The 22099-nt window shown below is 71.8% G+C and carries 19 protein-coding genes and 1 rRNA gene; 15 read left to right on the top strand and 5 right to left on the bottom strand.

Annotated elements, in window-relative coordinates:
* The first annotated feature begins 18 nt into the window (after positions 1-18).
* The 3 genes from C503_RS48210 to C503_RS0131205 are packed head-to-tail and all read left to right on the top strand — an operon-like array spanning position 19 to position 4640.
* Entirely contained in the window at positions 19-1380 is a 1362-nt protein-coding gene (locus tag C503_RS48210) for an AAA family ATPase (RefSeq protein WP_018686165.1), read from the top strand.
* Positions 1377-2114 (top strand): HNH endonuclease family protein, encoded by a 738-nt coding sequence (locus C503_RS0131210; RefSeq protein WP_018686164.1) that lies wholly within the window; start codon positions 1377-1379, stop codon positions 2112-2114. The genes C503_RS48210 and C503_RS0131210 overlap by 4 nt, the downstream gene beginning before the upstream one ends.
* 24 nt (positions 2115-2138) lie before the next feature.
* Positions 2139-4640, top strand: a complete 2502-nt coding sequence (locus C503_RS0131205) for a P-loop NTPase fold protein (protein ID WP_018686163.1) — start codon at positions 2139-2141, stop codon at positions 4638-4640.
* On the opposite strand, the gene C503_RS0131200 is transcribed toward C503_RS0131205, so the two are convergent.
* Positions 4625-5908, bottom strand: coding sequence for an LLM class flavin-dependent oxidoreductase (locus C503_RS0131200; RefSeq protein WP_018686162.1), 1284 nt, complete (start codon positions 5906-5908; stop codon positions 4625-4627). The genes C503_RS0131205 and C503_RS0131200 overlap by 16 nt on opposite strands.
* The gene (locus tag C503_RS0131195) at positions 5905-6882 is read right to left on the bottom strand and encodes an LLM class flavin-dependent oxidoreductase (RefSeq protein WP_018686161.1); all 978 of its coding nucleotides are present in this window, start codon (positions 6880-6882) and stop codon (positions 5905-5907) included. The genes C503_RS0131200 and C503_RS0131195 overlap by 4 nt, the downstream gene beginning before the upstream one ends.
* A 143-nt stretch (positions 6883-7025) precedes the next feature.
* On the opposite strand from C503_RS0131195, the gene C503_RS0131190 reads away from it, so the two are divergent.
* Entirely contained in the window at positions 7026-7715 is a 690-nt protein-coding gene (locus C503_RS0131190) for a GNAT family N-acetyltransferase (protein WP_018686160.1), read from the top strand.
* A gap of 79 nt (positions 7716-7794) precedes the next feature.
* Here C503_RS0131190 and C503_RS0131185 read toward each other — a convergent pair whose 3' ends face one another.
* The 3 genes from C503_RS0131185 to C503_RS0131175 are packed head-to-tail and all read right to left on the bottom strand — an operon-like array spanning position 7795 to position 10578.
* Positions 7795-8802, bottom strand: coding sequence for a transporter substrate-binding domain-containing protein (locus C503_RS0131185; protein WP_026316882.1), 1008 nt, complete (start codon positions 8800-8802; stop codon positions 7795-7797).
* Positions 8803-8851: 49 nt separating this feature from the next.
* Positions 8852-9625 carry an amino acid ABC transporter ATP-binding protein gene (locus C503_RS0131180; protein ID WP_018686158.1) on the bottom strand — a complete coding sequence of 258 codons (774 nt, stop codon included), beginning with the start codon at positions 9623-9625 and terminating at the stop codon, positions 8852-8854.
* Positions 9622-10578: an ABC transporter permease subunit gene (locus C503_RS0131175; protein WP_018686157.1), complete on the bottom strand. Its 957-nt coding sequence runs from the start codon at positions 10576-10578 to the stop codon at positions 9622-9624. The genes C503_RS0131180 and C503_RS0131175 overlap by 4 nt, the downstream gene beginning before the upstream one ends.
* Before the next feature lie 280 nt (positions 10579-10858).
* Here C503_RS0131175 and argC point away from each other — a divergent pair, with 280 nt between their 5' ends.
* The 11 genes from argC to C503_RS0131120 all read left to right on the top strand — a co-directional run.
* Complete coding sequence (argC, locus tag C503_RS0131170; protein WP_018686156.1) at positions 10859-11878, top strand: N-acetyl-gamma-glutamyl-phosphate reductase; 1020 nt, start codon at positions 10859-10861, stop codon at positions 11876-11878.
* Positions 11875-13062 (top strand): bifunctional glutamate N-acetyltransferase/amino-acid acetyltransferase ArgJ, encoded by a 1188-nt coding sequence (gene argJ / locus C503_RS0131165; protein ID WP_018686155.1) that lies wholly within the window; start codon positions 11875-11877, stop codon positions 13060-13062. The genes argC and argJ overlap by 4 nt, the downstream gene beginning before the upstream one ends.
* Positions 13059-13970, top strand: coding sequence for an acetylglutamate kinase (gene argB, locus C503_RS0131160; protein WP_018686154.1), 912 nt, complete (start codon positions 13059-13061; stop codon positions 13968-13970). Before argJ ends, argB begins: the two co-directional genes overlap by 4 nt.
* Complete coding sequence (locus C503_RS0131155) at positions 13967-15157, top strand: acetylornithine transaminase (RefSeq protein WP_018686153.1); 1191 nt, start codon at positions 13967-13969, stop codon at positions 15155-15157. Before argB ends, C503_RS0131155 begins: the two co-directional genes overlap by 4 nt.
* A gap of 18 nt (positions 15158-15175) precedes the next feature.
* Positions 15176-16096, top strand: a complete 921-nt coding sequence (argF, locus tag C503_RS0131150) for an ornithine carbamoyltransferase (RefSeq protein ID WP_026316881.1) — start codon at positions 15176-15178, stop codon at positions 16094-16096.
* Positions 16093-16668 (top strand): arginine repressor, encoded by a 576-nt coding sequence (locus C503_RS0131145; protein WP_018686151.1) that lies wholly within the window; start codon positions 16093-16095, stop codon positions 16666-16668. The genes argF and C503_RS0131145 overlap by 4 nt, the downstream gene beginning before the upstream one ends.
* Complete coding sequence (locus C503_RS0131140; RefSeq protein ID WP_018686150.1) at positions 16661-17857, top strand: argininosuccinate synthase; 1197 nt, start codon at positions 16661-16663, stop codon at positions 17855-17857. The genes C503_RS0131145 and C503_RS0131140 overlap by 8 nt, the downstream gene beginning before the upstream one ends.
* A gap of 86 nt (positions 17858-17943) precedes the next feature.
* Positions 17944-19371 (top strand): argininosuccinate lyase, encoded by a 1428-nt coding sequence (gene argH, locus C503_RS0131135; protein ID WP_018686149.1) that lies wholly within the window; start codon positions 17944-17946, stop codon positions 19369-19371.
* 82 nt (positions 19372-19453) lie between these two features.
* On the top strand, positions 19454-20074 hold the full coding sequence (locus C503_RS0131130; RefSeq protein WP_018686148.1) for a DNA-3-methyladenine glycosylase: 621 nt from the start codon (positions 19454-19456) through the stop codon (positions 20072-20074).
* A 43-nt stretch (positions 20075-20117) separates the two neighbouring features.
* Positions 20118-21392: a tyrosine--tRNA ligase gene (gene tyrS / locus C503_RS0131125; RefSeq protein WP_026316880.1), complete on the top strand. Its 1275-nt coding sequence runs from the start codon at positions 20118-20120 to the stop codon at positions 21390-21392.
* 578 nt (positions 21393-21970) lie between these two features.
* Positions 21971-22099 (top strand): 16S ribosomal RNA (locus tag C503_RS0131120); the annotation flags it as partial.

Below are 22099 nucleotides of genomic sequence, written 5' to 3'. Positions count from 1 at the left end.
TCGCGATACTGTTCGGGCATGTACGTGTCGCGGGTCCGGCTGGTCAACGTGCGCGGGTTCCACGACGGCCGGGCCGTCGACCTCGATCTGCGGCGGCCGGACAACTCCTACGCGGGGTGGACCGTGCTCGCCGGGCGCAACGGGTCCGGGAAGACCTCGTTGCTCCGCGGGATTGCCCTCGCCGTGGGTGGTCCGGCGGCCGCGCGCACGCTGGTGGCCGACTTCGACAACTGGATCTCGGTGGGCAAGCGGGTCGCCACCGCCGCCGTGCAGCTGACCTTCGACCTCACCTTCGAGCGGTTCAAGAAGGGGCGCCCGCCGGAGCGCCCGTTCTGGGCGGGCCTGCGCTGGACCGCCCCCGACGCCGAGGACACCACGTGGGCGCGCAGGCCGGTGCAGCCGTCGCTGGAGGACCACAGCGAGGACGGCCGCGCCAAGACCGCGCCGCGCCATGGGCCGTGGCACGACAACCCGTCCGGATGGTTCTGCGCCGCCTACGGCCCGTTCCGCAGGCTCGTCGGCGGCACCGGCGACGTGCAGCGGCTGATGCTCGGCTCCGGCAGCGTGGCCAGGATGGCCAGCCTGTTCCACGAGGACGCCTCGCTGGCCGAGGGCGTGGCCTGGCTGATCGAGCAGCACCTGCGCGCGCTGGAGCGCCGGGAGGGCGCGGGCTATCTCAAGGAGTCCGCGCTGCGCATCCTGGGCGACGGCCTGCTGCCCGACGACTACCGCATCAACGAGGTCGACTCGGAGGGCCTGTGGGTCTCCGACGGCGGCCACCGCTTCCCGCTGCGCGAGATGAGCGACGGCTACCGCACCGTGGTCGCCCTGGTCGTCGACCTGCTCAAGCAGCTCTACGAGAGCTACGGCGACCTGTACCTGCACGGCCCGGACGGCACCGTGGTCGGCGTCCCCGGCGTGGTGATCATCGACGAGATCGACGCGCACCTGCACGTGTCCTGGCAGAAGCGCATCGGCGAGTGGCTCAAGCAGCACTTCCCCCGGATCCAGTTCATCGTCACCACGCACAGCCCGTACATCTGCCAGTCCGCCGACCCGGCGGGCCTGATCCGGCTGCCCGGCCCCGACCGGGACGCCGCCCCGCAGACCGTGGACGACGACCTGTGGGAGCGCATCGTCTACGGCACCGGCGACGACGCGGTCCTGTCCGACCTGTTCGGCCTGGACACCGCCTACTCGACGCGGGCCGTGCAGCTGCGCCACGAGCTGGTCGAGCTGGAGATCAAGGTGCTCGACGGTGCCGCCGACGACACCGAGCACGCCCGCTACCAGCAGCTCAAGCAGAGCCTGACCAGCTCGCCGTCGGCCCGCGTCACCGAGGTCGCCGCCCGCCTGATCGCGGACGACGACCAGCGATGATCCGGCTGACCCGGTCGCCCCTCCCGACCGAGGTGGCCGACGCGCTCGCCCGCGCCACCGATGGCCTGCGCACGGCGGCCCGCAAGGAGCAGACCACGCGGGCCCGCACGACCTGGCGCTCGCGGTCGACGCTGCGCCAGTCCCTGGGCACGCACTTACGCGAGTTCGCCCCGGGCCGCGAACGCTGCATGTACTGCGGCGACAACCAGGGCACGGACATCGACCACTTCTCCCCGATTGCCCTGACCCCGCTGCTCACCTTCGTGTGGACCAACCACCTGCTGGCCTGCTCGGTCTGCAACAGCCACCACAAGCGCGACCGGTTCCCCCGGGACAAACGCGGCCGCCCGCTGCTGCTCGACCCGACCGTGGACGACCCGTTCGACCACCTCGCGCTGTCCTTGACCCTCGGCCGCTACCGGCCATTGACCGAACGCGGCGCGGTCACCGAACAGGTCTGCGGCCTCAACCGCGACATCCTCACGCGCGGCAGGCAGAACGCCCGCACCACCCTGGGCTACCTCCTGGAACGCTGGGAGTCCGCGCGCCGCACCGGCGACACGGAGACCATGCGCCAGGTCGTGCAGACCGTCCGCGAACAGCCGTTCGCCGACGTCGTGCAGGCCATGCTCCGCTACAGCGACCGACCCGGTGCGGCGGATGTCTTCGCGGACCAGCCCGAGGTGCTCCGGGTGCTCCGCGATCCGAGCATCCGAGCCGAACTGCTCGGTTGACCCGAGCCGGTCAGGGGGAAACGCATGCGCCTGGGCTACATCAACGGCTGGGAGATCGCCGCCGTCCACACCGACCAGCCGTGGAACATCCCGGTCGGCACCGTGGTGCTGCCCTTGCGGTCGCTCCCGGCGATGGCCGAGGAGCTGGGACTGGACCTGGGCGAGATCGTCCGCGCGGACGAGGAGGGCCGCGCGATCCGCCTGGATCCCGGCCCGTCGCTGTGGTACCGGTCCCTGGTCGTCGGCAGCAGCCACCGGTTCGGCCGGTTCACCCGTTCGGTCGCCCTCCCCGCCCGCGAGGACTTCGACCCGGGGCAGCTGCTCGCGTTCGTCCACGAGGAGTGCCAGGGACATCGGGGCGAACTGGTCGTCCTCTACGGCTCGGACGAGGACTTCGTCTGGACGATGTCCGAGGCCTGGCGCGAGTTCGCGGGCGAGGGCCACCCGGACGTGACGCAGACCAGCCCGTCGACCGAGCTGCAGGGCGGTGTGGCCGGTGACCTGGTCGTGCCCACGGCGTCGATCGCGTCGACGGCGGACATGCTCGACGTCTCGCCCTACGCGGCCATGCTGGCCTCGGTGATCGCCGACGCGCGGACGCCGGTGCCGCTGTCGATCGGCGTGTTCGGCGAGTGGGGCGCGGGCAAGAGCTACTTCATGGGCCTGCTGCGCGGCCGGATCCGGGAGCGGACCGGTGCCGAGGGGAACTGCGGCCGGATCGTCCACATCGGGTTCAACGCCTGGCACTACGCCGACGCCGACCTCTGGGCCAGCCTGGGTGACGTCGTCTTCCGCGACCTGGCCGCCGAGGTCGAGCAGGCCGCCGAGAGCGGGCGCGGCGAGATGGAGCGGCGGCTGGTGGACAAGATGAACCACCGCCGCGAGGTCGAGCAGGTCGTCGACTCGGCCGCCGAGGCCGCCGCCCGGTTGCAGGCCGAGATCGACAGCGCCGCCGAGAAGCACGTGTCCACCACGGCCGACCTGCTGGGCGCCCTGTTCTGGTCCGACACGCTGCGCGCCCGCGCCGAGCAGACCTGGGCGCGCATCGGCATCACCGACGAAGTCGACAAAGCCCGCGCCCTGTCCGACGAACTGCGCAGGACCGCCGACGACGTGACCACGCTGCGCGGCATGACCGGCGACCGCCAGGGCCGGATGGCACTCGTGGCGGCGGCCGTCGTGCTGGGCCTCACCGCGGTTCTCGTCCTCGCCGGTGGCCTGCTGGCGGCCTGGATCGGCGGGGCGACCGCCGCGCTGACGGCCGTGGTCGGGTCGACCCTGGTCGTGCGCGCCCGCAGCGGTGTGGCGAGCCTGCGGTCCCTGGCCGTCGACCTGCGCGCGGGCATGGACTCGGCGGGCCGGAAACGGCTGGACGAGGGGATCCGGGACAGGGTCGACGAGCTGCGCAAGGTCGAGGCCGGGCAGTGCATCGCGGAGAAGCAGCTGGCGGAGCTGGTCGACGAGGTCGGCGAGATGGGTGCCCGGTTGGCCGAGTTCCACCCCGCGCACCGCATGTCCGCCTTCCTCGCCGACCGCGCGGGCGGCGACCGCTACACCCGGGGGCTGAGCACGGTCTCCCTGGTGCGCAAGGACTTCGAGGAACTGGTGAAGCTCCTCGCCGAGTGGCGCGCGGAACCGGGCGACGGGGCCAGGCCGATCGACCGCGTCGTGCTCTACATCGACGACCTGGACCGCTGCGGCCCCCGGCACGTGGTGGCCGTGCTGGAGGCGGTGCACCTGATCCTCGCGCTCGACCTGTTCGTCGTGGTGATCGGGGTCGACCCGCGCTGGCTGCTGCGCTCGCTGACCGTGCACCACGCGGACACCCTGGACGACCGCACGCTCGACCACTGGCGGGTCTCCCCGGAGGACTACCTGGAGAAGATCATCAACATCCCGTTCACCCTGCCCCGGATGTCGGACGCCGCCGTCGGCAGGCTCTTCCGTTCGCTGGCCCCGAGCCCGCCCGCCCCGACCAGGACGGTCCGCCCCGGCCCCGGCGGACCATTCTCCGACCACGGGCAGCCGCCGCGCCTGGACGTGCCGTTGACCCTGCACCCCAAGGAGCCGCTGCCGCGGACCGAGCCCACCGCGCCGGAACCGCTCACCGAACGCGAGTGGGCCTTCCTGGACAATGTTGCCGGTCTGGTCCGCACACCCCGCGCCGCCAAACGCCTGCTCAACATCTACCGCGTCCTGCGCGCCACCCGGGACCTCTCCGACGCCACCCGGTTCCTCGGCACCGACGCGGAACCGGGCGAGTTCCAGGCGGTCGTGATCCTGCTGGCCATCCTGACCGCCGCCCCGCGCCGGGCGGCCCGGGTCTTCACCAACCTGACCGACGCCGACCACGGCACCCCGTGGCCGGACTTCGCCGCCGACCTGGGCGACCCGGACCCGCCGGAGGACTGGCGTCGGCTCTGCCAGGACCTCCGGCGCGTCTCCGCCATGGTCACCCTGCCGAACGTCTCGCCGTTCCAGCAGTGGGTCCCGATGGTCCGCCGCTTCTCCTACTTACTCGACTGAGCGGGCAGGTCAAGGTGCTCGCGCAACGTTGTCCCCTCGTACTCGGTCCGGTAGACCCCACGCTCCTGCAACTCCGGTACGAGCCGGTCCACCACCTCGTCCACGCTCCCCGGCAGGTGTGACGGCCCGAGGATGAACCCGTCCACCACCCGGTCCCGCACATACCGTGCCCACTCGTCCGCGATCCGCGCGGGCGTCCCCACGAACGACCCGCCGCGCGGCTGGACCTCCAGCACCAGGCCCCGGATCGACAGGTTCTTATCGGCCGCCAACTGTCGCCACGCCCGGACCCGCTCCAGCTTCCCGGTTCTATCCGCGATCGAGAGGGTCCCGCGCGAGGGGTCCAGTTCACCTTCGGCGGGCTCGATGTCCGGTAGCGGTCCGTCCGCGTCGTAGGCGGACAAGTCCGTGTTCCAGTACTGCTCCAGGAACCCGATCGCCTGCCGTGCGGTCAACTGCTGCTGCCGCAACCACTCCGCGCGCTCGGTCGCCTCCGCGTCGGTGTCGCCCAGCACGACACTCGTGCCCGGCAGGATCCGCAGGGAGTCCCGCGACCGGCCGTGCCCCGCCAGCCGTTCGGTCAGGTCGTCGGCGTAGGCGCGGGCCTTCTCGTAGGTGCGGTTCGCGGAGAACACGACGTCCGCGTGCCGGGCCGCCAGGTCCCGGCCGCCGGGGGAGTCGCCTGCCTGGAACAGCACCGGCCTGCCCTGGCGGCTGGCAGGCAGTGTCGGCGTCACCCGCAGGTCGACCAGGTCGGTGTGTCGCTCCACCGGGCCCGTGGCGGCCCAGATGGCCTTCGCCGCCTCGACGAACTGCGTCGCCCGCTCGTACCGGCGCTCGTGCGCCAGCCACCCGCCGCGCCGGAAGTTCTCCCCGGTCCAGGCGTTGTCGGTGGTCACCACGTTCCACCCGGCCCGACCGGCGGACAGGTGGTCCAAAGTGGACAGGCGGCGGGCGAGGTCGGCCGGGAAGTTGTAGGTGGCGTTCTGCGTGGCCACCAGGCCCAGCCGGGTGGTCGCCCCCGCCAGCACCGACAGCTGCGTGATGGCGTCCGGGCGGCCCACGACATCGGTGTCCAGCACCCGCCCCCGGTTCTCCCGCACCCGCAGGCCCTCGCCGAGGAAGAACGCGTCGAACAACCCGCGTTCCATGGTCCGCGCCACCGACAGGTAGGTCTCGATGGCGGTGTGGTCGGCGTTGGCGGGATCGGACCACACGTAGCCCGACCCGACCCCGGTGTAGAACACGCCAAGGTGGACCCGTGTCATCGCACACCCCCACTGATGAACCGATTGACAGGACGAGGCAATCCGAGCGTCGCGCGCAGGGTTTCCCGCTGTGGATGGAGATCGAGCGCGGGCAGCACGTGCTCGACCAGCACCGGCAGGTCCACCGCCAACACCGCCGGATGCAGCCGCACACCGTCGACGGCCTCGGACAGCTCCAGCAGCAACGACACCAGACCCTCGGGCGCGCCGACATACCGCGTGCGGTCGGAGGCCCAGGGCGTGACGGCGTCCAGGTCGGTCAACCGGCTCACCGCCGACTCCGTGCCCGCGTCCAGCACGACCTCGACCTCGGCGAACACCAACCCCGGGCGTGCGGGCCGGACGTGGTCCGACACCAGCAGGATGTCCGCGTCCACGTCCAGCGCGGCGTCGGCCAGCACCACCGGCCTGCCCTGCGGCGGCCGGGGCGTGATCAGCGGGCCCTTGACCGTGAAGTGCCGACCCACGAAGTCCACGTGGTGCACCTTGTCCGCGTCCAGGTAGCGCCCGGTCGCGGCGTCCCGGATGACCGCGTCGTCCTCCCACGAGTCCCACAGCGCCCGCACCACCTCGACCACCTCGGCGGCCTCCCCGTCGGGCCCGTCGGTGCCGACCGTCGCCAGCTCCTCGGCGGTCGACCCGGTCACCACCCAGGCCGCGCGGCCGTGCGAGGCGTGGTCGAGCGACGCCAGCTGCGCGGCCACGTGGAACGGCTCGGTCGTCGCCGTGGGCACGGCCGGGGCCAGCCCGACCCGCGAGGTGGCCGTGCTGACGAACGCGGCCCGCCCGACCGACTCCAGCCGCCCGGCCGGTGTGGGCAGCGGCGAGTCGGCGAAGGTCACCAGGGCGAACCCGGCCGCCTCCGCCGCGCGGACCACCTCGCGCACGTGCCCCGGCGACGACACCGAGGCGAGTCGCCAGGCCGCCGGATGCGCGCCGCCCCCGTCGGTTTCCAATGCCAGGTGAAGTGTCATGTTCGGCCCCCTTCCCCATCCGACGGTAATGACCGTGCGGAGCCGCACCCAGGATGTGGGAATGATCGAAATGGCGGGAATAAAAGAAGGCCGCGGAATACCTGTCCGTGCTTGGATTCCACGAGCCGACCGAGGGGACAGACGTGACCGACGAGAACCTGTTGGACAACCCCGCCTGGCACTCGCTGACCGGGCCGCACGCGCGGTTCGCCGAGCGGCGCGGCGGCGCGGTGCGCTACGCGGACGACGTGTCGGTGTTCTCCGCGCTGGACCCCGGTGCAGGCCCGACGGGATGGTCCGACCTGGCCGCGCTCATCGGTCCCGGCACCGAGGCCGTCCTCCCCGGTACGACCGCGGGCCCCGCGGGCTGGGAGGTCGACGTCATCGAGGGCGTGCAGCTCGTCGACGACGGCGTGGTCGGCGCGCCCGACCCGGAGGCCGTGCGGCTGACCGCGGCCGACGTGCCCGAGATGCTCGACCTGGTGGCCCGCACCAAGCCCGGCCCGCTGCTGCCGCGCACCATCGAGCTGGGCACCTACCTGGGTGTCAAGCAGGACGGCGTGCTCATCGCGATGGCGGGGGAGCGGATGCACCCGCCGGGGTGGACCGAGATCAGCGCGGTGTGCACCGACCCGGCGCATCGGGGCAAGGGGCTGGCGACCCGGCTGGTGCTGGCCGTCGCGGCCGGTATCCAGGCCCGTGGCGAGACCCCGTTCCTGCACACCGGCGCCGCCAACACGAACGCCATCCGCCTCTACGAGCAGCTCGGCTTCCGCCTGCGCCGCCGGATGCGGTTCGTCCTGGTGCGCGTGCCCGCCGCCCAGCCGGTGTGAGACGGCAGGTGGGCCGGGGATCGCCCGGCCCACCTGTGTCGAACCCACATCCTCCGATCGGGCGCCCGATCGGAAGTCCTCAGGAGTTGGTGACCGGCAGCCCCGCCGGGTTCACCTCGGACTTCGCCACCGCCTCGTCCTTGAGCCCGTACGCCGCGAGCACCTGCGCGTACTGCCCGTGCTCGATCAGGTAGTCGATCGCCTCCGCCAACGGCTCGGCCAACCCGTTGCCCTTCTTGGTGGTCGCCGCGATCAGCCCCTGCAACGTCGCGCCCGCGCCCGAGTACGTGCCGCCGCTGCGCGTCGGGTTGGGCGTGTTCGCGGTCTGCAACGCGTGGTGGGCGATGCTCGGGTTCGGGTAGAGATAGGCGTCGACACGGCCGGACGCGAGGGCCAGGTAGGTGCTGTTGCGGTCGGCGAAGTTGCGGATCTCCAACGCCTTCCCCTCGGCCCGCAGCTTCGTCTGCCATTCCACCAGGATCTTCTCCTGGTTGGTCCCGGTGTCGACGGCGACCGTCTTGCCCGCGAGGCTCTGGTAGTTCCCGTCGAAGTTCCAGGTGCTGTTCCTGTTCACCTCGAACCCGAGATTGTCCTGCCGGTACGAGGCGAAGTCGTAGCCCTGGTTCTTGCGCTCCTCGGTCACCGTGATGTTGGAGAAACCGACGTCGAACTGACCACTCTGGATGCGCACGAACATGTTCTGCCAGGACGCGTTCTGCTCGTCCGCTGTCAGCCCGAACACGCCCGCGACCAGGCGCGACAGGTCGATCTCCACCCCGGTCAACGTCCGCTGGTCGACGCCGATGTAGTTCAGCGGCGGCGACCCGTTGGGCAGCGCGCCGCTGCCGATCACCAGCCTGCCCCGGTCGAGGATGGCCTTCGGCACCTTCGCCCGGATCGCGTCCACCTTCGGCACGGTGATCTGCACCGGCTTGGTGAAGTCGGTATTGGCCGCGACCGTGACCACCTGGTTGCCGTTCGCGTCCACGGCCGCGGCGGCGGGCGTCTCCGTCGAACCGCAGGCGCTCACGCCACCCGCCAACGCCACGGCCACTACGACGACGGGGATTCTGGCTAACCGGGGCATGGCTTTCCTCGCTATCAAAGGGGAATCGCTATCACTGGGAATCGAACGGTCAGATGAGCTTGCCGAGGAACTCGCGGGTCCGCTCCTCGCGCGGGGACACCAGGACCTCCGCGGGCGGCCCCTGTTCCACGACCCGCCCCGCGTCCAGGAACACCACGTGGTCGGCGACGTCCCGGGCGAACCCGATCTCGTGCGTGACCACGACCATGGTGGTGCCGCTGGCGGCCAGGTCCCGCAGCACCGCGAGCACCTCGCCCACCAGCTCCGGGTCCAGCGCGGACGTCGGCTCGTCGAACAGCAGCAGCCGCGGCCGCAACGCCAGCGCCCGCGCGATCGCCACCCGCTGCTGCTGCCCGCCGGACAGCTGCCGGGGATACGCGTCGGCCTTGTCCGCCAACCCGACCCGCGCCAGCAGCTCCCGCGCCCGCGCCGCCGCCTCCGCCCGCGGCACACCCTGGGTGACCACCGGCGCCTCGACCAGGTTCGCCAGCACCGACAGGTGGGGGAACAGGTTGAAGTTCTGGAACACGAACCCGATCCGCGACCGCTGCCGCAGGATCGCTCGTTCGCTCAGCTCCCGCAGCCTGCCCCGGTACAGGCGCACGCCGATCAGCTCGCCGTCGACCGTGACGAACCCGCTGTCCAACGGCTCCAGGTGGTTGATAGCGCGCAGCAGCGTGGACTTGCCCGACCCGGACGGGCCGATGATCGCCGTGACCTCGCCGGTCCGGGCGATGAAGTCGATGTCGTCGAGTACTCGGAGTCCGTTGTAGGACTTGACCGCGCCGCGCACCGAGACAGCCGGTCGTGTCAGCGTGGTCATCGGGCCACCCCCACCGCGCGCAGCCGGGCGCGGAATCGTTGGAACGGTGTGGGCGGCACGGTGCGCAGCGCGCCGCGCGAGAAGTGACGCTCCACGTAGTACTGCACGACCGACAGCAGGCTGGTCAGGATCACGTACCAGACCGTGCCCACCATCAACAGCGGGATGATCTGCCCGCTGTTCGTGCTCGCCTGCGTCTGCACCACGCCGAACAGCTCCAGCAGCGAGGTGATGTAGACGACCGAGGTCCCCTTGAGCAGCCCGATGAGCTGGTTCGCGTAGGACGGGATGATCGCGCGCGTCGCCTGCGGCAGGATGATCCGCCGGTACTGCCGCCACTTCGGCAGCCCCAGCGCGGACGCCGCCTCCAGCTGCCCCTGGTCGACCGAGATGATCCCGGACCGCACGATCTCCGCCGCGTAGGCGGCCTCGTTCAGACTGAGCCCGAGCACCGCCACCACGAAGAAGCTCAGCAGGTCGTTCGCGCTGAACTCGACGAACGACGGCCCGAACGGGATGCCCAGGCTCAGCGTGCTGTACAGCGCGGTCACGTTGGCCAGGAACAGCAGCAGCACGATCAGCGGGATGGACCGGAAGATCCAGACGTAGCCCCAGGACACCGCGCGCAGCACCGGGTTGCGCGACAACCGCATCAGCGCCAGCACGATCCCGCCGAGCAGCCCGAACACCGCGGCCAGCCCGGTCAGCTCCAGCGTCAGCACCAATCCTTCCAGCACCACCGGCCGGAAGAACCAGTATCCGAACGCATCCCACTGGAACGCCGGGTTGGTGACCAGCGCGTGCGCGGCCTGGGCGAGCACGACCAGCGCCACCGCCCCGGCCACCCACCGCCACGGGTGCCGCAGCGGCACGACTTTCTTCGACGCCAGGGTCGGCGATAACTCGTCCTCGGCCGCGGCGGGCGGCGCGGACGGCGGGGAAATGGGGGTCACGGGGACTCCGGGGATCGCACCGGTGTTTGACCTGGCGAATGTTATGGCCGTTCGAGCATGGTGAATCCGTTGTTCAGCATGTGAGAGCCGTGGACAACGACCACGCAGGCAATTTCGGCCGGGCCCGTTCACAATCCTGTAAGAAAATGGACTTCGATTCCGGGGATGACCACCGCGTATTTATCGCAATGCCGGAAAGAAAGCGGCCCGCGCTGTGGGGCGCGCCACGGTCGGGGGAACCGGGTTGAGTGGGTTTGCAGGTCCGTGCATAATCATCCACATGACGGTTCGGATCGCGGTCGCGGGTGCGAGCGGCTACGCCGGCGGCGAGCTGCTACGCCTGCTGCTGGCGCACCCCGAGGTGGAGATCGGCGCGCTCACGGCGGGCGGCAACGCCGGGTCCCGTCTCGGCGACCACCAGCCCCACCTGCTCCCGCTGGCCGACCGCGTGTTGGCCGAGACCACCGCCGACACCCTCGCCGGTCACGATGTCGTCTTCCTCGCCCTGCCGCACGGCCACTCCGCCGCGATCGCCGCCCAGCTCGGACCGGACACCCTGGTCGTGGACTGCGGCGCCGACCACCGGCTCGCCGACCCGGCCGCCTGGACCCGCTGGTACGGCGGCGAGCACGCGGGCAGCTGGCCCTACGGCCTGCCCGAGCTTCCCGGCGCCCGCGAGCGCCTGCGCGGCGCCAAGCGCGTGGCCGTCCCCGGCTGCTACCCGACCGTCGGCTCGCTGGCCCTGGCCCCGGCCGTGCTGCACGGGCTGATCGAGCCCGAGGTCGTGGTCGTCGCCGTGTCCGGCACCTCCGGCGCGGGCAAGAGCCTCAAGCCGCACCTGCTCGGCTCCGAGGTCATGGGCTCGCTGAGCGCCTACGGCGTCGGCGGCGCCCACCGGCACACGCCCGAGATCATCCAGAACCTGAGCGCCGTCGCGGGCTCCCCGGTCGCCGTCTCCTTCACGCCGGTCCTGGCGCCCCTGCCGCGCGGCATCCTCGCCACGTGCAGCGCCAAGCTCACCGGCGAGCATGACGTGCGCGCGGCCTACGAGCAGGCCTACGCCGACGAGCCGTTCGTGCACCTGCTGCCCGAGGGCCGCTGGCCGACCACCGCCGCCGTGCTCGGCTGCAACGCCACCCAGCTCCAGGTCACCGTCGACGCCGACCTGGACCGGCTGGTCGTGGTGGCCGCCATCGACAACCTGACCAAGGGCACCGCGGGCGGTGCCGTGCAGTCCATGAACCTCGCCCTCGGCCTGCCCGAGACCCTGGGCCTGTCCACCGCGGGAGTCGCGCCGTGACCGAGTACGCCATCGACCGCAACCACGGCGTCACCGCCCCCGCCGGGTTCCGCGCGGCGGGCGTCGCGGCCGGGATCAAGCCGTCCGGCAAGCCGGACCTGACCCTGGTCGTCAACGACGGCCCGGTCACCGCCGCCGCGGGCGTGTTCACCCGCAACAAGGTCAAGGCCGCCCCGGTGCTGTGGTCCCGCCAGGTGCTCACCACCGGCAGGCTCAAGGCCGTCGTGCTCAACTCCGGCGGCGCCAACGCCTGCACCGGCCCCGAGGGCTTCCAGGACAGCCACGCCACCGCCGAGAAGGTCGCCGACGTGCTCGGCCTCGGCGCCGTCGACGTGGCGGTCTGCTCCACCGGACTCATCGGCGAACGCCTGCCCATGGACGCCATCCGCTCGGGCGTCGACCTGGCCGCCAAGGAGCTGACCACCGGCGCCGAGGCGAGCCTGGCCGCCGCGACCGCCGTGATGACCACCGACACCCGGCCCAAGCTGGCCGCGCTCACCCACCCCGGCGGCTGGGCGATCGGCGGGTTCGCCAAGGGCGCGGGCATGTGCGCGCCGAACATGGCCACCATGCTCAGCGTCGTCACCACCGACGCCGTGCTCGACCCCGCCACCGCCGACGCCGCCCTGCGCGCGGCCGTGGAGAGCACGTTCAACCGGCTCGACGTCGACGGCGGCACCTCCACCAACGACACCGTGCTGCTGCTGGCCTCCGGCGCGTCCGGTGTGCAGGTCGACCCGGCCGGGTTCACCGCCGCGCTCACCGCCCTGTGCGCGGACCTGGTCGCCCAGCTGCAGGCCGACGCCGAGGGCGTCACCAAGCACGTGACGATCACCGTACGCGGCGCCCGCACCGACGCCGAGGCGGTCGCCACCGCGCGCACGGTCGCGGTCGACAACCTGTGCAAGACGGCGTTCTTCGCGAGCGACCCGAACTGGGGCCGCATCGCCATGGCCGTGGGCAACGCGCCCACCGAGTTCGACCAGTCCACACTGGACATCACGCTCAACGGTGTCGTGGTGTGCCGGGCGGGCGGGCGCGGCGAGGACCGCTTCGCCGCCGACCTGTCCGGCCGCGACATCCTGGTGGAGATCGACCTGCACGCGGGCGACGGCGTCGGCACCGTCCTCACCACGGACCTGTCGCACGCCTACGTCGAAGAGAACAGCGCGTACTCGTCATGACCACCGACCCCGGCCTCGACCCCGGCCTTGACCCCACCGCGAAAGCCGCCGTGCTGATCGAGGCCCTGCCCTGGCTGCGGCGCTTCCACGGCGCCATCGTGGTGATCAAGTACGGCGGCAACGCCATGGTCGACGACGCGCTCAAGCGGGCCTTCGCCGAGGACATGGTGTTCCTCCGGCTGGCCGGACTGCGCCCCGTCGTGGTGCACGGCGGCGGCCCGCAGATCGGCGCCATGCTCACCAGGATGGGCATCGCCAGCGAGTTCCGCGCAGGCCTGCGGGTCACCACACCGGAGGCCATGGACGTGGTCCGGATGGTCCTCACCGGACAGGTCAGCCGCGAGCTGGTCGGCCTGGTCAACCAGCACGGCCCGTACGCGGTCGGCATCTCCGGCGAGGACGCGCACCTGTTCACCGCCGAACGCCGCACCGCCCTGGTCGACGGCCTGGAGGTCGACCTCGGCCTGGTCGGCGACGTGGTCGAGGTCAACCCGGCCGCCGTGCTGGACATCGTGGCCGCGGGCCGCATCCCGGTCGTGTCCACGGTGGCCGCCGACCGCGCGGGCGTCACGCACAACGTCAACGCCGACACCGCCGCCGCCGCGCTCGCCGTCGCCCTCGGCGCGCGGAAGCTGGTCGTGCTCACCGACGTCGAGGGCCTCTACGCCGACTGGCCCGACCGCGCCTCGCTCACGCACGAGATCCGCGCGAGCGCGCTGGCCGAGCTGCTGCCGCGCCTGGAAAGCGGCATGGTCCCGAAGATGGAGGCCTGCCTGCGCGCGGTCACCGGCGGCGTCCCGCGCGCGCACGTCATCGACGGCAGGCTCGCGCACTCGGTTCTGCTCGAAGTGTTCACCAGCGGCGGCGTCGGCACCATGGTGCTGCCGGACGAGGGGGAGAAGTCATGATCGAGTCCAACCAGGACGGTCAGGCGCGGTGGCAGTCCGCGCTGATGGACAACTACGGCACGCCCGGTCTCACCCTGGTGCGCGGCGAGGGCGCCTACCTCTTCGACGCCGACGGCAACCGCTACCTCGACCTCGTCGGCGGCATCGCCACCAACGTCCTCGGGCACGCGCACCCGGCCGTGGTCGCCGCGGTCACCGCGCAGGTCGCCACCCTCGCGCACGTCTCCAACCTCTACGTCAACCCGGTCGCGGTCGAGCTGGCCGAGGCGCTGCTGGACGTGGCGGGCCTGACCGGCAACGCCAAGGTGCTGTTCTGCAACTCCGGCGCCGAGGCCAACGAGGCCGCGTTCAAGCTCGCCCGGCTCACCGGCCGCCCCAGGGTGATCGCCACCCAGGGCGCCTTCCACGGCCGCACCATGGGCTCGCTGAGCCTCACCGGCCAGCCGCCCAAGCGCGACCCGTTCCTGCCGCTGGTCCCCGGCGTCGAGCACATCCCGTTCGGCGACATCGAGGCGCTGCGCGCGGCCGTCGACGCCGACACCGCCGCGGTCTTCCTGGAGCCGGTGCTCGGCGAGGGCGGCGTCGTGCCGGTCCCCGACGGCTACCTCCAGGCCGCCCGCGAGATCACCACCGCCGCGGGCGCGCTGCTCGTGCTCGACGAGGTGCAGACCGGCATCGGCAGGCTGGGCAGCTGGTTCGCCTTCCAGCAGGCGGGCGTCACCCCGGACGTGTTCACCCTGGCCAAGGGCCTGGGCGGCGGGCTGCCGCTGGGCGCCTGCGTGGCCGTCGGCGCGGCCGCCGACCTGTTCGCCCCCGGCCACCACGGCACCACCTTCGGCGGCAACGCCGTCTGCGCCGCCGCCGGTCTCGCCGTGCTGCGCACCATCGCCGCCGACGGCCTGCTTGAGCACGTCTCCGCGCTCGGCAAGGACATCGCCGCGGGCATCGAGGACCTGGACCACCCGCTGGTCGCTGGCGTGCGCGGCACCGGCCTGCTGCTCGGCATCGCGCTCACCGCGCCGGTGTCCGCCCAGGTCATGGCCGCCGCCGCCAAGCGGGGCTTCCTGGTCAACAACGTCCAGCCCGACGCCGTCCGGCTGGCCCCGCCGCTGATCCTCACCGACGAGCAGGCAGGCGAGTTCGTCACCGCCCTGCCCGCGATCCTCGACACCGCGTCGGAGGCCTGAGCAGTGACTCGCGCAGGCATTCCGCGTCATTTCCTTCGGGACGACGACCTGACCCCGGCCGAACAGCTGGCGGTCCTGGACCTCGCCGACACCCTCAAGGCCGACCCGCTGGGCAGCCGCCCGCTCGCGGGCAGGTCCGTCGCGGCCATCTTCGAGAAGAACTCCACCCGCACCCGGCTGTCCTTCGAGATCGGCATCGCCCAGCTGGGCGGCACGCCGGTGATAGTGGACGGCCGCACCATGCAGCTGGGCCGCGAGGAGACCATCGAGGACACCTCGCGCATCCTGTCCCGCTACGTCGACCTGGTCGTCTGGCGCACCTACGCGCAGATGCGCATCGACGCCATGGCCTCGGTGGCGTCCATCCCGGTGATCAACGCCCTGACCGACGAGTTCCACCCCTGCCAGGTGCTGGCCGACCTGATGACCATCCGCGAACGGCACGGCAGGCTCGCGGGCGTCACCCTCACCTACCTCGGCGACGGCGCCAACAACATGTCCCACTCGCTGCTGCTCGGCGGTGCCACCGCGGGCCTGCACGTGCGCGTGGTCGCCCCCGCGGGCTTCCAGCCGCGGCCGGACATCCTCGCCGACGCCGACCGCCGCGCCAAGGACACCGGCGGCAGCGTCACCCTGCTCACCGACCCGCACGCCGCGGTGGACGGCGCCGACGTGCTGGTCACCGACACCTGGACCTCCATGGGCCAGGAGAACGACGGCCGCGACCGGGTCAGCGCCTTCCGCGGCCTGCGCGTCGACGCCGCCCTGCTCGGCCGCGCCGCCCCCGGCGCCATCGTGTTGCACTGCCTGCCCGCGCACCGCGGCTGGGAGATCACCGACGACATCCTCGACGGCCCGCACAGCGCCGTCTGGGACGAGGCCGAGAACCGCCTGCACAGCCAGAAGGCCCTGCTCAGCTGGCTGGTGGCGGGCTCGTGACCACCTCCGCCGCCACCCGCGCCGCCCGCCAGGCCCGCATCGTCGAGCTGGTCGCCGAACGCGCCATCCGCAGCCAGACCGAACTGGCCACGCTGCTGCACGCGGAAGGCATCGAGGCCACCCAGGCCACGCTCTCGCGCGACCTGGACGAGCTGGGCGCGGTCAAGCTGCGCGGCGCGGACGGCGGCGCCCCGGTCTACGTCATCCCCGAGGACGGCAACCCGGTGCGCGGCGTGCAGGGCGGCACCTCCCGGCTCACCCGGCTGCTCAGCGAGCTGCTGGTCTCCGCGGACGGCTCGGCCAACCTGACCGTCCTGCGCACCCCGCCCGGTGCCGCGCAGTTCCTGGCCAGCGCGATCGACCGGGCCGCCCTGCACGAGGTCGTCGGCACCATCGCGGGCGACGACACCCTCATGGTCATCTGCCGGGAACCCGTCACGGGCCTGCGGATGGCCGACCGCTTCATGGCGATGGCCGCCCGCTCCGTGCCATCGAGCACCGAGACCACCACCGGCGAGCAGGCGGCCGCCGAACCAGACCTGGCAAAGCAGCAAGGAGAACGCAATGAGTGACAGGGTGGTGCTGGCCTACTCCGGTGGGCTGGACACGTCCGTGGCGATCGGCTGGATCGCCGAGGAGACCGGCGCGGAGGTCGTGGCCGTGGCCGTCGACGTCGGCCAGGGCGGCGAGGACCTCGACACCATCCGCAAGCGCGCGCTGGAGTGCGGCGCGGTGGAGGCCGTGGTCGCCGACGCCCGCGACGAGTTCGCCGAGCAGTACTGCCTGCCCGCGCTGCAGGCCAACGCGCTCTACCAGGACCGCTACCCGCTGGTGTCCGCGCTGTCCCGCCCGGTGATCGTCAAGCACCTGGTCGAGGCCGCCAAGTACCACGGCGCGTCCACCGTCTCGCACGGCTGCACCGGCAAGGGCAACGACCAGGTCCGCTTCGAGGTCGGCATCGGCGCGCTCGCGCCCGACCTCAAGGTGGTCGCCCCGGTCCGCGACTTCGCCTGGACCCGGGAGAAGGCCATCGCCTGGGCCGAGGAGCGCAGCCTGCCCATCGATGTGTCCAAGAAGTCGCCGTACTCGATCGACCAGAACGTCTGGGGCCGCGCCGTCGAGACCGGCTTCCTGGAGGACATCTGGAACGCCCCGATCGAGGACGTCTACTCCTACACCGCCAACCCGGCCGAGCCGCGCGCGGCCGACCAGGTCGTGATCACCTTCGACAAGGGCGTCCCGGTCGCCATCGACGGCGAGACCGTGACGGTGCTGCAGGCCATCCAGGAGCTCAACCGGCGCGCGGGCGCCCAGGGCGTCGGCCGCCTCGACATGGTCGAGGACCGGCTGGTCGGCATCAAGAGCCGCGAGGTCTACGAGGCCCCCGGCGCGCTCGCGTTGATCACCGCCCACCAGGAGTTGGAGAACGTCACCGTCGAGCGCGACCTGGCCCGCTTCAAGCGCGGCGTCGAGCAGCGCTGGGGCGAGCTGGTCTACGACGGCCTGTGGTTCTCCCCGCTCAAGGAGGCCCTGGACACCTTCATCGCGCGCACCCAGGAGTACGTCACCGGCGACATCCGGATGACCCTGCACGCGGGCCGCGCGGTGGTCGACGGCCGCCGCTCCGAGCAGTCGCTCTACGACTTCAACCTGGCCACCTACGACGCGGGCGACACCTTCGACCAGTCCCTGGCCAAGGGTTTCGTGCAGCTGTGGGGCCTGCCCTCGAAGATCGCCGCCAAGCGCTCGCTGCAGCACTGACGCACCATGTGACCAGTCGGCCCGGCCCCCTGGGGAGCCGGGGGCCGGGCCGACCGCCTTCGTTCACCACCCGAGAGGACAGCACGTTGACCGCGCAGGAACCCACCGCACTCTGGGGTGGGCGGTTCAGCTCCGGACCCGCCGAGGCCATGGCCGCGCTCAGCCTGTCGACGCACTTCGACTGGTGCCTGGCCCGCTACGACATCGCCGGGTCCCGGGCCCACGCGCGCGTGCTGCACCGCGCGGGCCTGCTCGCCGACGACGAGCTGCGCGGCATGCTCGCCGCCCTGGACACCCTGGAAGCCGACGTGGTCGCGGGCACCTTCACGCCCGTGCCCGCCGACGAGGACGTGCACACCGCCCTCGAACGCGGCCTGATGGAGCGCGCGGGCACCGAGCTGGGCGGCAAGCTGCGCGCGGGCCGCTCCCGCAACGACCAGATCGCCACCCTGTTCCGCATGTACCTGCGCGACGCCGCCCGCGTCGTCGCCGGTGGCACGCTCGACGTGGTCGAGGCGCTGATCGCGCAGGCCCGCCGCCACCCCGAGGCCGCCATGCCGGGCCGCACCCACCTCCAGCACGCCCAGCCCGTGCTGCTGGCCCACCACCTGCTCGCGCACGTCCAGTCGCTGTTGCGCGACGTCGACCGTCTGCGCGACTGGGACACCCGCACCGCCGTCTCGCCGTACGGCTCCGGCGCGCTCGCGGGCTCCTCCCTCGGCCTCGACCCACTCGCCGTCGCCGAGGAGCTCGGGTTCGACGCGGCAGCCGAGAACTCCATCGACGGCACCGCGTCCCGCGACTTCGCCGCCGAGTTCGCCTTCGTGGTCGCCATGCTCGGGGTGAACCTGTCCCGGATCGCCGAGGAGGTGATCATCTGGACCACCGCCGAGTTCGGCTACGCCACCCTGCACGACGCCTGGGCCACCGGCAGCTCGATCATGCCGCAGAAGAAGAACCCGGACGTCGCCGAGCTGACCAGGGGCAAGTCCGGCCGCATGATCGGCAACCTGGCGGGCCTGCTGGCCACCCTCAAGGCCCAGCCGCTGGCCTACAACCGGGACCTGCAAGAGGACAAGGAGCCGGTCTTCGACTCCGTCGCCCAGCTGGAACTGCTGCTGCCCGCGCTCGCGGGCATGCTCGGCACCCTCGCCTTCGACACCGACCGGCTCGCCGCGCTCGCCCCCGCCGGGTTCACCCTGGCCACCGACATCGCCGAGTGGCTGGTCCGCGAGGGCGTGCCGTTCCGCGTCGCGCACGAGGCCGCGGGGGAGTGCGTGCGCCGCGCCGAAGCCCGCGGGGTCGGCCTGGACGAGCTGACCGACGCCGAGTTCGCCGACATCAATCCGGCACTGACCGCGCGCGTGCGGGACGTGCTCACGGTCGCGGGCTCCATCGCCTCCCGCGACGCGTACGGTGGCACCGCACCGCGCCGGGTCGCGGAGCAGCGGGAGCGCGTCGAGCGTCGAGTCGAGGAGTACCGGGCGTGGGCGGAGCAGGTAATCCGGAAGTAGCGCGGGTTCTGTTCGTCGGCAACAGCTTCACCTGCTTCCACAACCTGCCCGCGCAGGTCGCCGCGCTCGCCCGGCGGACCGCGTGCTGACCCGCGAACAGCTCGCCGTCGACCCGGTCGACGCCGCCAAGCTCCTGCTGGGCGCCGAACTGCACGCCGACAGCCCCGAGGGCACGGTGAAGGTCCGCATCGTCGAGGTCGAGGCGTACCGCGGCGGCGACGACCCCGCGTCCCACTGCTACCGCGGCAGGACCCCGCGCAACGAGGTCATGTTCGGCCCGGCCGGGTTCCTGTACGTGTACTTCGTCTACGGCATGCACTTCTGCGCCAACGTGGTGTCGCTGACCGACGGCGTCCCCGGCGCGGTCCTGCTCCGCGCGGGCGAGGTCGTCGACGGCATCGAGGTGGCCCGCGCCCGCCGCCCGGCGTCCCGTTCGGACGCCGAGCTCGCCCGCGGCCCGGCCCGCCTCACCGGCGTCCTGGGGCTGACCCGCGAGCACAACGGCATCGACCTCACCGACCCGTCGGCACCGGTCCGCCTGCACGCGGGCACCCGGGTCCCGGCCGAGGCCATCCGGATCGGCCCGCGCGTCGGCGTCGCGGTCGCCGTGGACGTGCCCTGGCGGTTCTGGGTCGACGGGACCAAGGCCGTGAGCGCCTACCGGCGCGGTGGCAAACGCGGCCGGACAGCCGAGATCCGCTGATCCCGTTGGTCGGCGGCCCGCGGCGCAGGGGAAGATGGCGCCCGTGAGTGAACACATCCTCGACGAGCTGACCTGGCGCGGCCTGATCGCGCAGTCCACCGACCTCGACGCCCTGCGCGAGGACCTGGCCGCGGGGCCACTCACCCTCTATGCGGGCTTCGACCCGACCGCGCCGAGCCTGCACGCGGGCAACCTCGTCCCGCTGCTGATGCTGCGCCGCTTCCAGCGCGCGGGCCACCGGCCCATCGTGCTCGCGGGCGGCGCCACCGGCATGATCGGCGACCCGCGCGACACCGGGGAACGCACCCTCAACCCGCTCGACACCATCGCCGAGTGGGCCGAGCGCATCCGCGGCCAGCTGGAGCGGTTCGTCGACTTCGACGACTCGCCCACCGGCGCGGTGGTGGCCAACAACCTGGACTGGACCGGCGGGCAGACGCTGCTGGAGTTCCTGCGCGACGTGGGCAAGCACTTCTCGGTCAACGTCATGCTGGGCCGGGAGACGGTCAAACGCCGCCTGGAATCCGATGGCATGTCCTACACCGAGTTCAGCTACCTGCTGTTGCAGTCGCAGGACTACCTGCGGCTCAACCGCGAGTACGGCTGCAAACTCCAGGTGGGCGGCTCCGACCAATGGGGCAACATCATCGGCGGGGTCGAGCTGACCCGCCGGGTCGCCGGGGAGTCGGTGCACGCGCTGACCGCGCCGCTGGTCACCGACGCCGAGGGGCGCAAGTTCGGCAAGTCCACCGGGGGCGGCAACATCTGGCTCGACCCGGCCATGACCTCGCCGTACGCCTGGTACCAGTACTTCGTGAACGTCGGCGACGAGGACGTGCTGCGCTACCTGCGGCTGTTCACGTTCCTCCCGCGCGAGGAGATCGACGCGCTGGCCGCCGACACCGCCGAGCGCCCGCACCTGCGGTCCGCGCAGAAGCGGCTGGCGGAGGAGTTCACCACCCTGGTGCACGGCGCGCACGAGACCGCCCAGGTGATCGCCGCCAGCCAGGCCCTGTTCGGGCGCGGCGAGCTGACCGGGCTGGACCTGTCCACGCTGGACGCGGCCATGGCCGAGGCCCCCACCGGCACCGCCCGGCTGGCCGACGCCCCCACGATCGTGGACCTGCTGGTCGCGGCGGGCCTGGCGGACAGCCGGGGCGCCGGGCGGCGCACGGTCAACGAGGGCGGCGCGTACGTGAACAACGCCAAGGTCACCGACGAGGCCTGGACCCCATCGAAGGAGGACCTCCTGCACGGGAAGTGGCTGGTCCTGCGCCGGGGCAAGCGCAACACAGCGGGTGTCGAGATGACGGCCTGACCCGCCATCCGAGTGGTCCCGTGGTGGCCGTCGACCTTGCCGGGTCGGCGGCCACCGCTGTTTGGGCTGGTCAGTGGCCATGTGTCAGGCCCTGACGGGGGAATCGAGAGAAAGTTTATGTGACTGCGGTCACATACACAGGGCGCTGGAGGTGGGTTACGTTGGTTTCAGGACCTGCCGCAGGGGTCTTGACCTGCGGTTTCCCGTGTTGACGGGCGCCCGGGGGTGCGATTTGACCCCGGGTTTGCGGCCGTGTAACTTTCTTCCTGTCAGCGCGACACGGGCCGGAAAAACCGGAACGAGCGCCAGACCTCCGAGGGTCGCGAACCAAGCTCCCGCCGCTGGGTGGTAGAGTGGGTGGCCTCGAAGATCGAGACAAAGCCAAAGCAGTAACAGCCTCTGGCAAGGCCGTGTACGCGGTCGACCTGGATGTGCGTGTGTTGTTTGAGAACTCAACAGTGTGCCGATTTAAGCCAGTAGAGCTTAAATGAAGTGAACCCCTAGGGGTTCCTTTGAGTGACAGATGTTGATGCCAGTTTGATGGTGTCTGTTTGTCAGGAGTTGTACTCTTTGAAGCATCTTTGGAGAGTTTGATCCTGGCTCAGGACGAACGCTGGCGGCGTGCTTAACACATGCAAGTCGAGCGGTAAGGCCCTTCGGGGTACACGAGCGGCGAACGGGTGAGTAACACGTGGGTAATCTGCCCT

The sequence above is a fragment of the Actinokineospora enzanensis DSM 44649 genome (genome assembly GCF_000374445.1).
GTDB lineage: Bacteria > Actinomycetota > Actinomycetes > Mycobacteriales > Pseudonocardiaceae > Actinokineospora > Actinokineospora enzanensis.
This window is presented reverse-complemented; position numbering and strand designations above follow the sequence as displayed.

Coding starts and splice junctions, on each gene's coding strand:
- C503_RS48210 (WP_018686165.1), top strand. CDS start 19: ATGTACGTGTCGCGGGTCCGGCTGGTCAACGTGCGCGGGTTCCACGAC.
- C503_RS0131210 (WP_018686164.1), top strand. CDS start 1,377: ATGATCCGGCTGACCCGGTCGCCCCTCCCGACCGAGGTGGCCGACGCG.
- C503_RS0131205 (WP_018686163.1), top strand. CDS start 2,139: ATGCGCCTGGGCTACATCAACGGCTGGGAGATCGCCGCCGTCCACACC.
- C503_RS0131200 (WP_018686162.1), bottom strand. CDS start 5,908: ATGACACGGGTCCACCTTGGCGTGTTCTACACCGGGGTCGGGTCGGGC.
- C503_RS0131195 (WP_018686161.1), bottom strand. CDS start 6,882: ATGACACTTCACCTGGCATTGGAAACCGACGGGGGCGGCGCGCATCCG.
- C503_RS0131185 (WP_026316882.1), bottom strand. CDS start 8,802: ATGCCCCGGTTAGCCAGAATCCCCGTCGTCGTAGTGGCCGTGGCGTTG.
- C503_RS0131180 (WP_018686158.1), bottom strand. CDS start 9,625: ATGACCACGCTGACACGACCGGCTGTCTCGGTGCGCGGCGCGGTCAAG.
- argC (WP_018686156.1), top strand. CDS start 10,859: ATGACGGTTCGGATCGCGGTCGCGGGTGCGAGCGGCTACGCCGGCGGC.
- argB (WP_018686154.1), top strand. CDS start 13,059: ATGACCACCGACCCCGGCCTCGACCCCGGCCTTGACCCCACCGCGAAA.
- C503_RS0131155 (WP_018686153.1), top strand. CDS start 13,967: ATGATCGAGTCCAACCAGGACGGTCAGGCGCGGTGGCAGTCCGCGCTG.
- C503_RS0131140 (WP_018686150.1), top strand. CDS start 16,661: ATGAGTGACAGGGTGGTGCTGGCCTACTCCGGTGGGCTGGACACGTCC.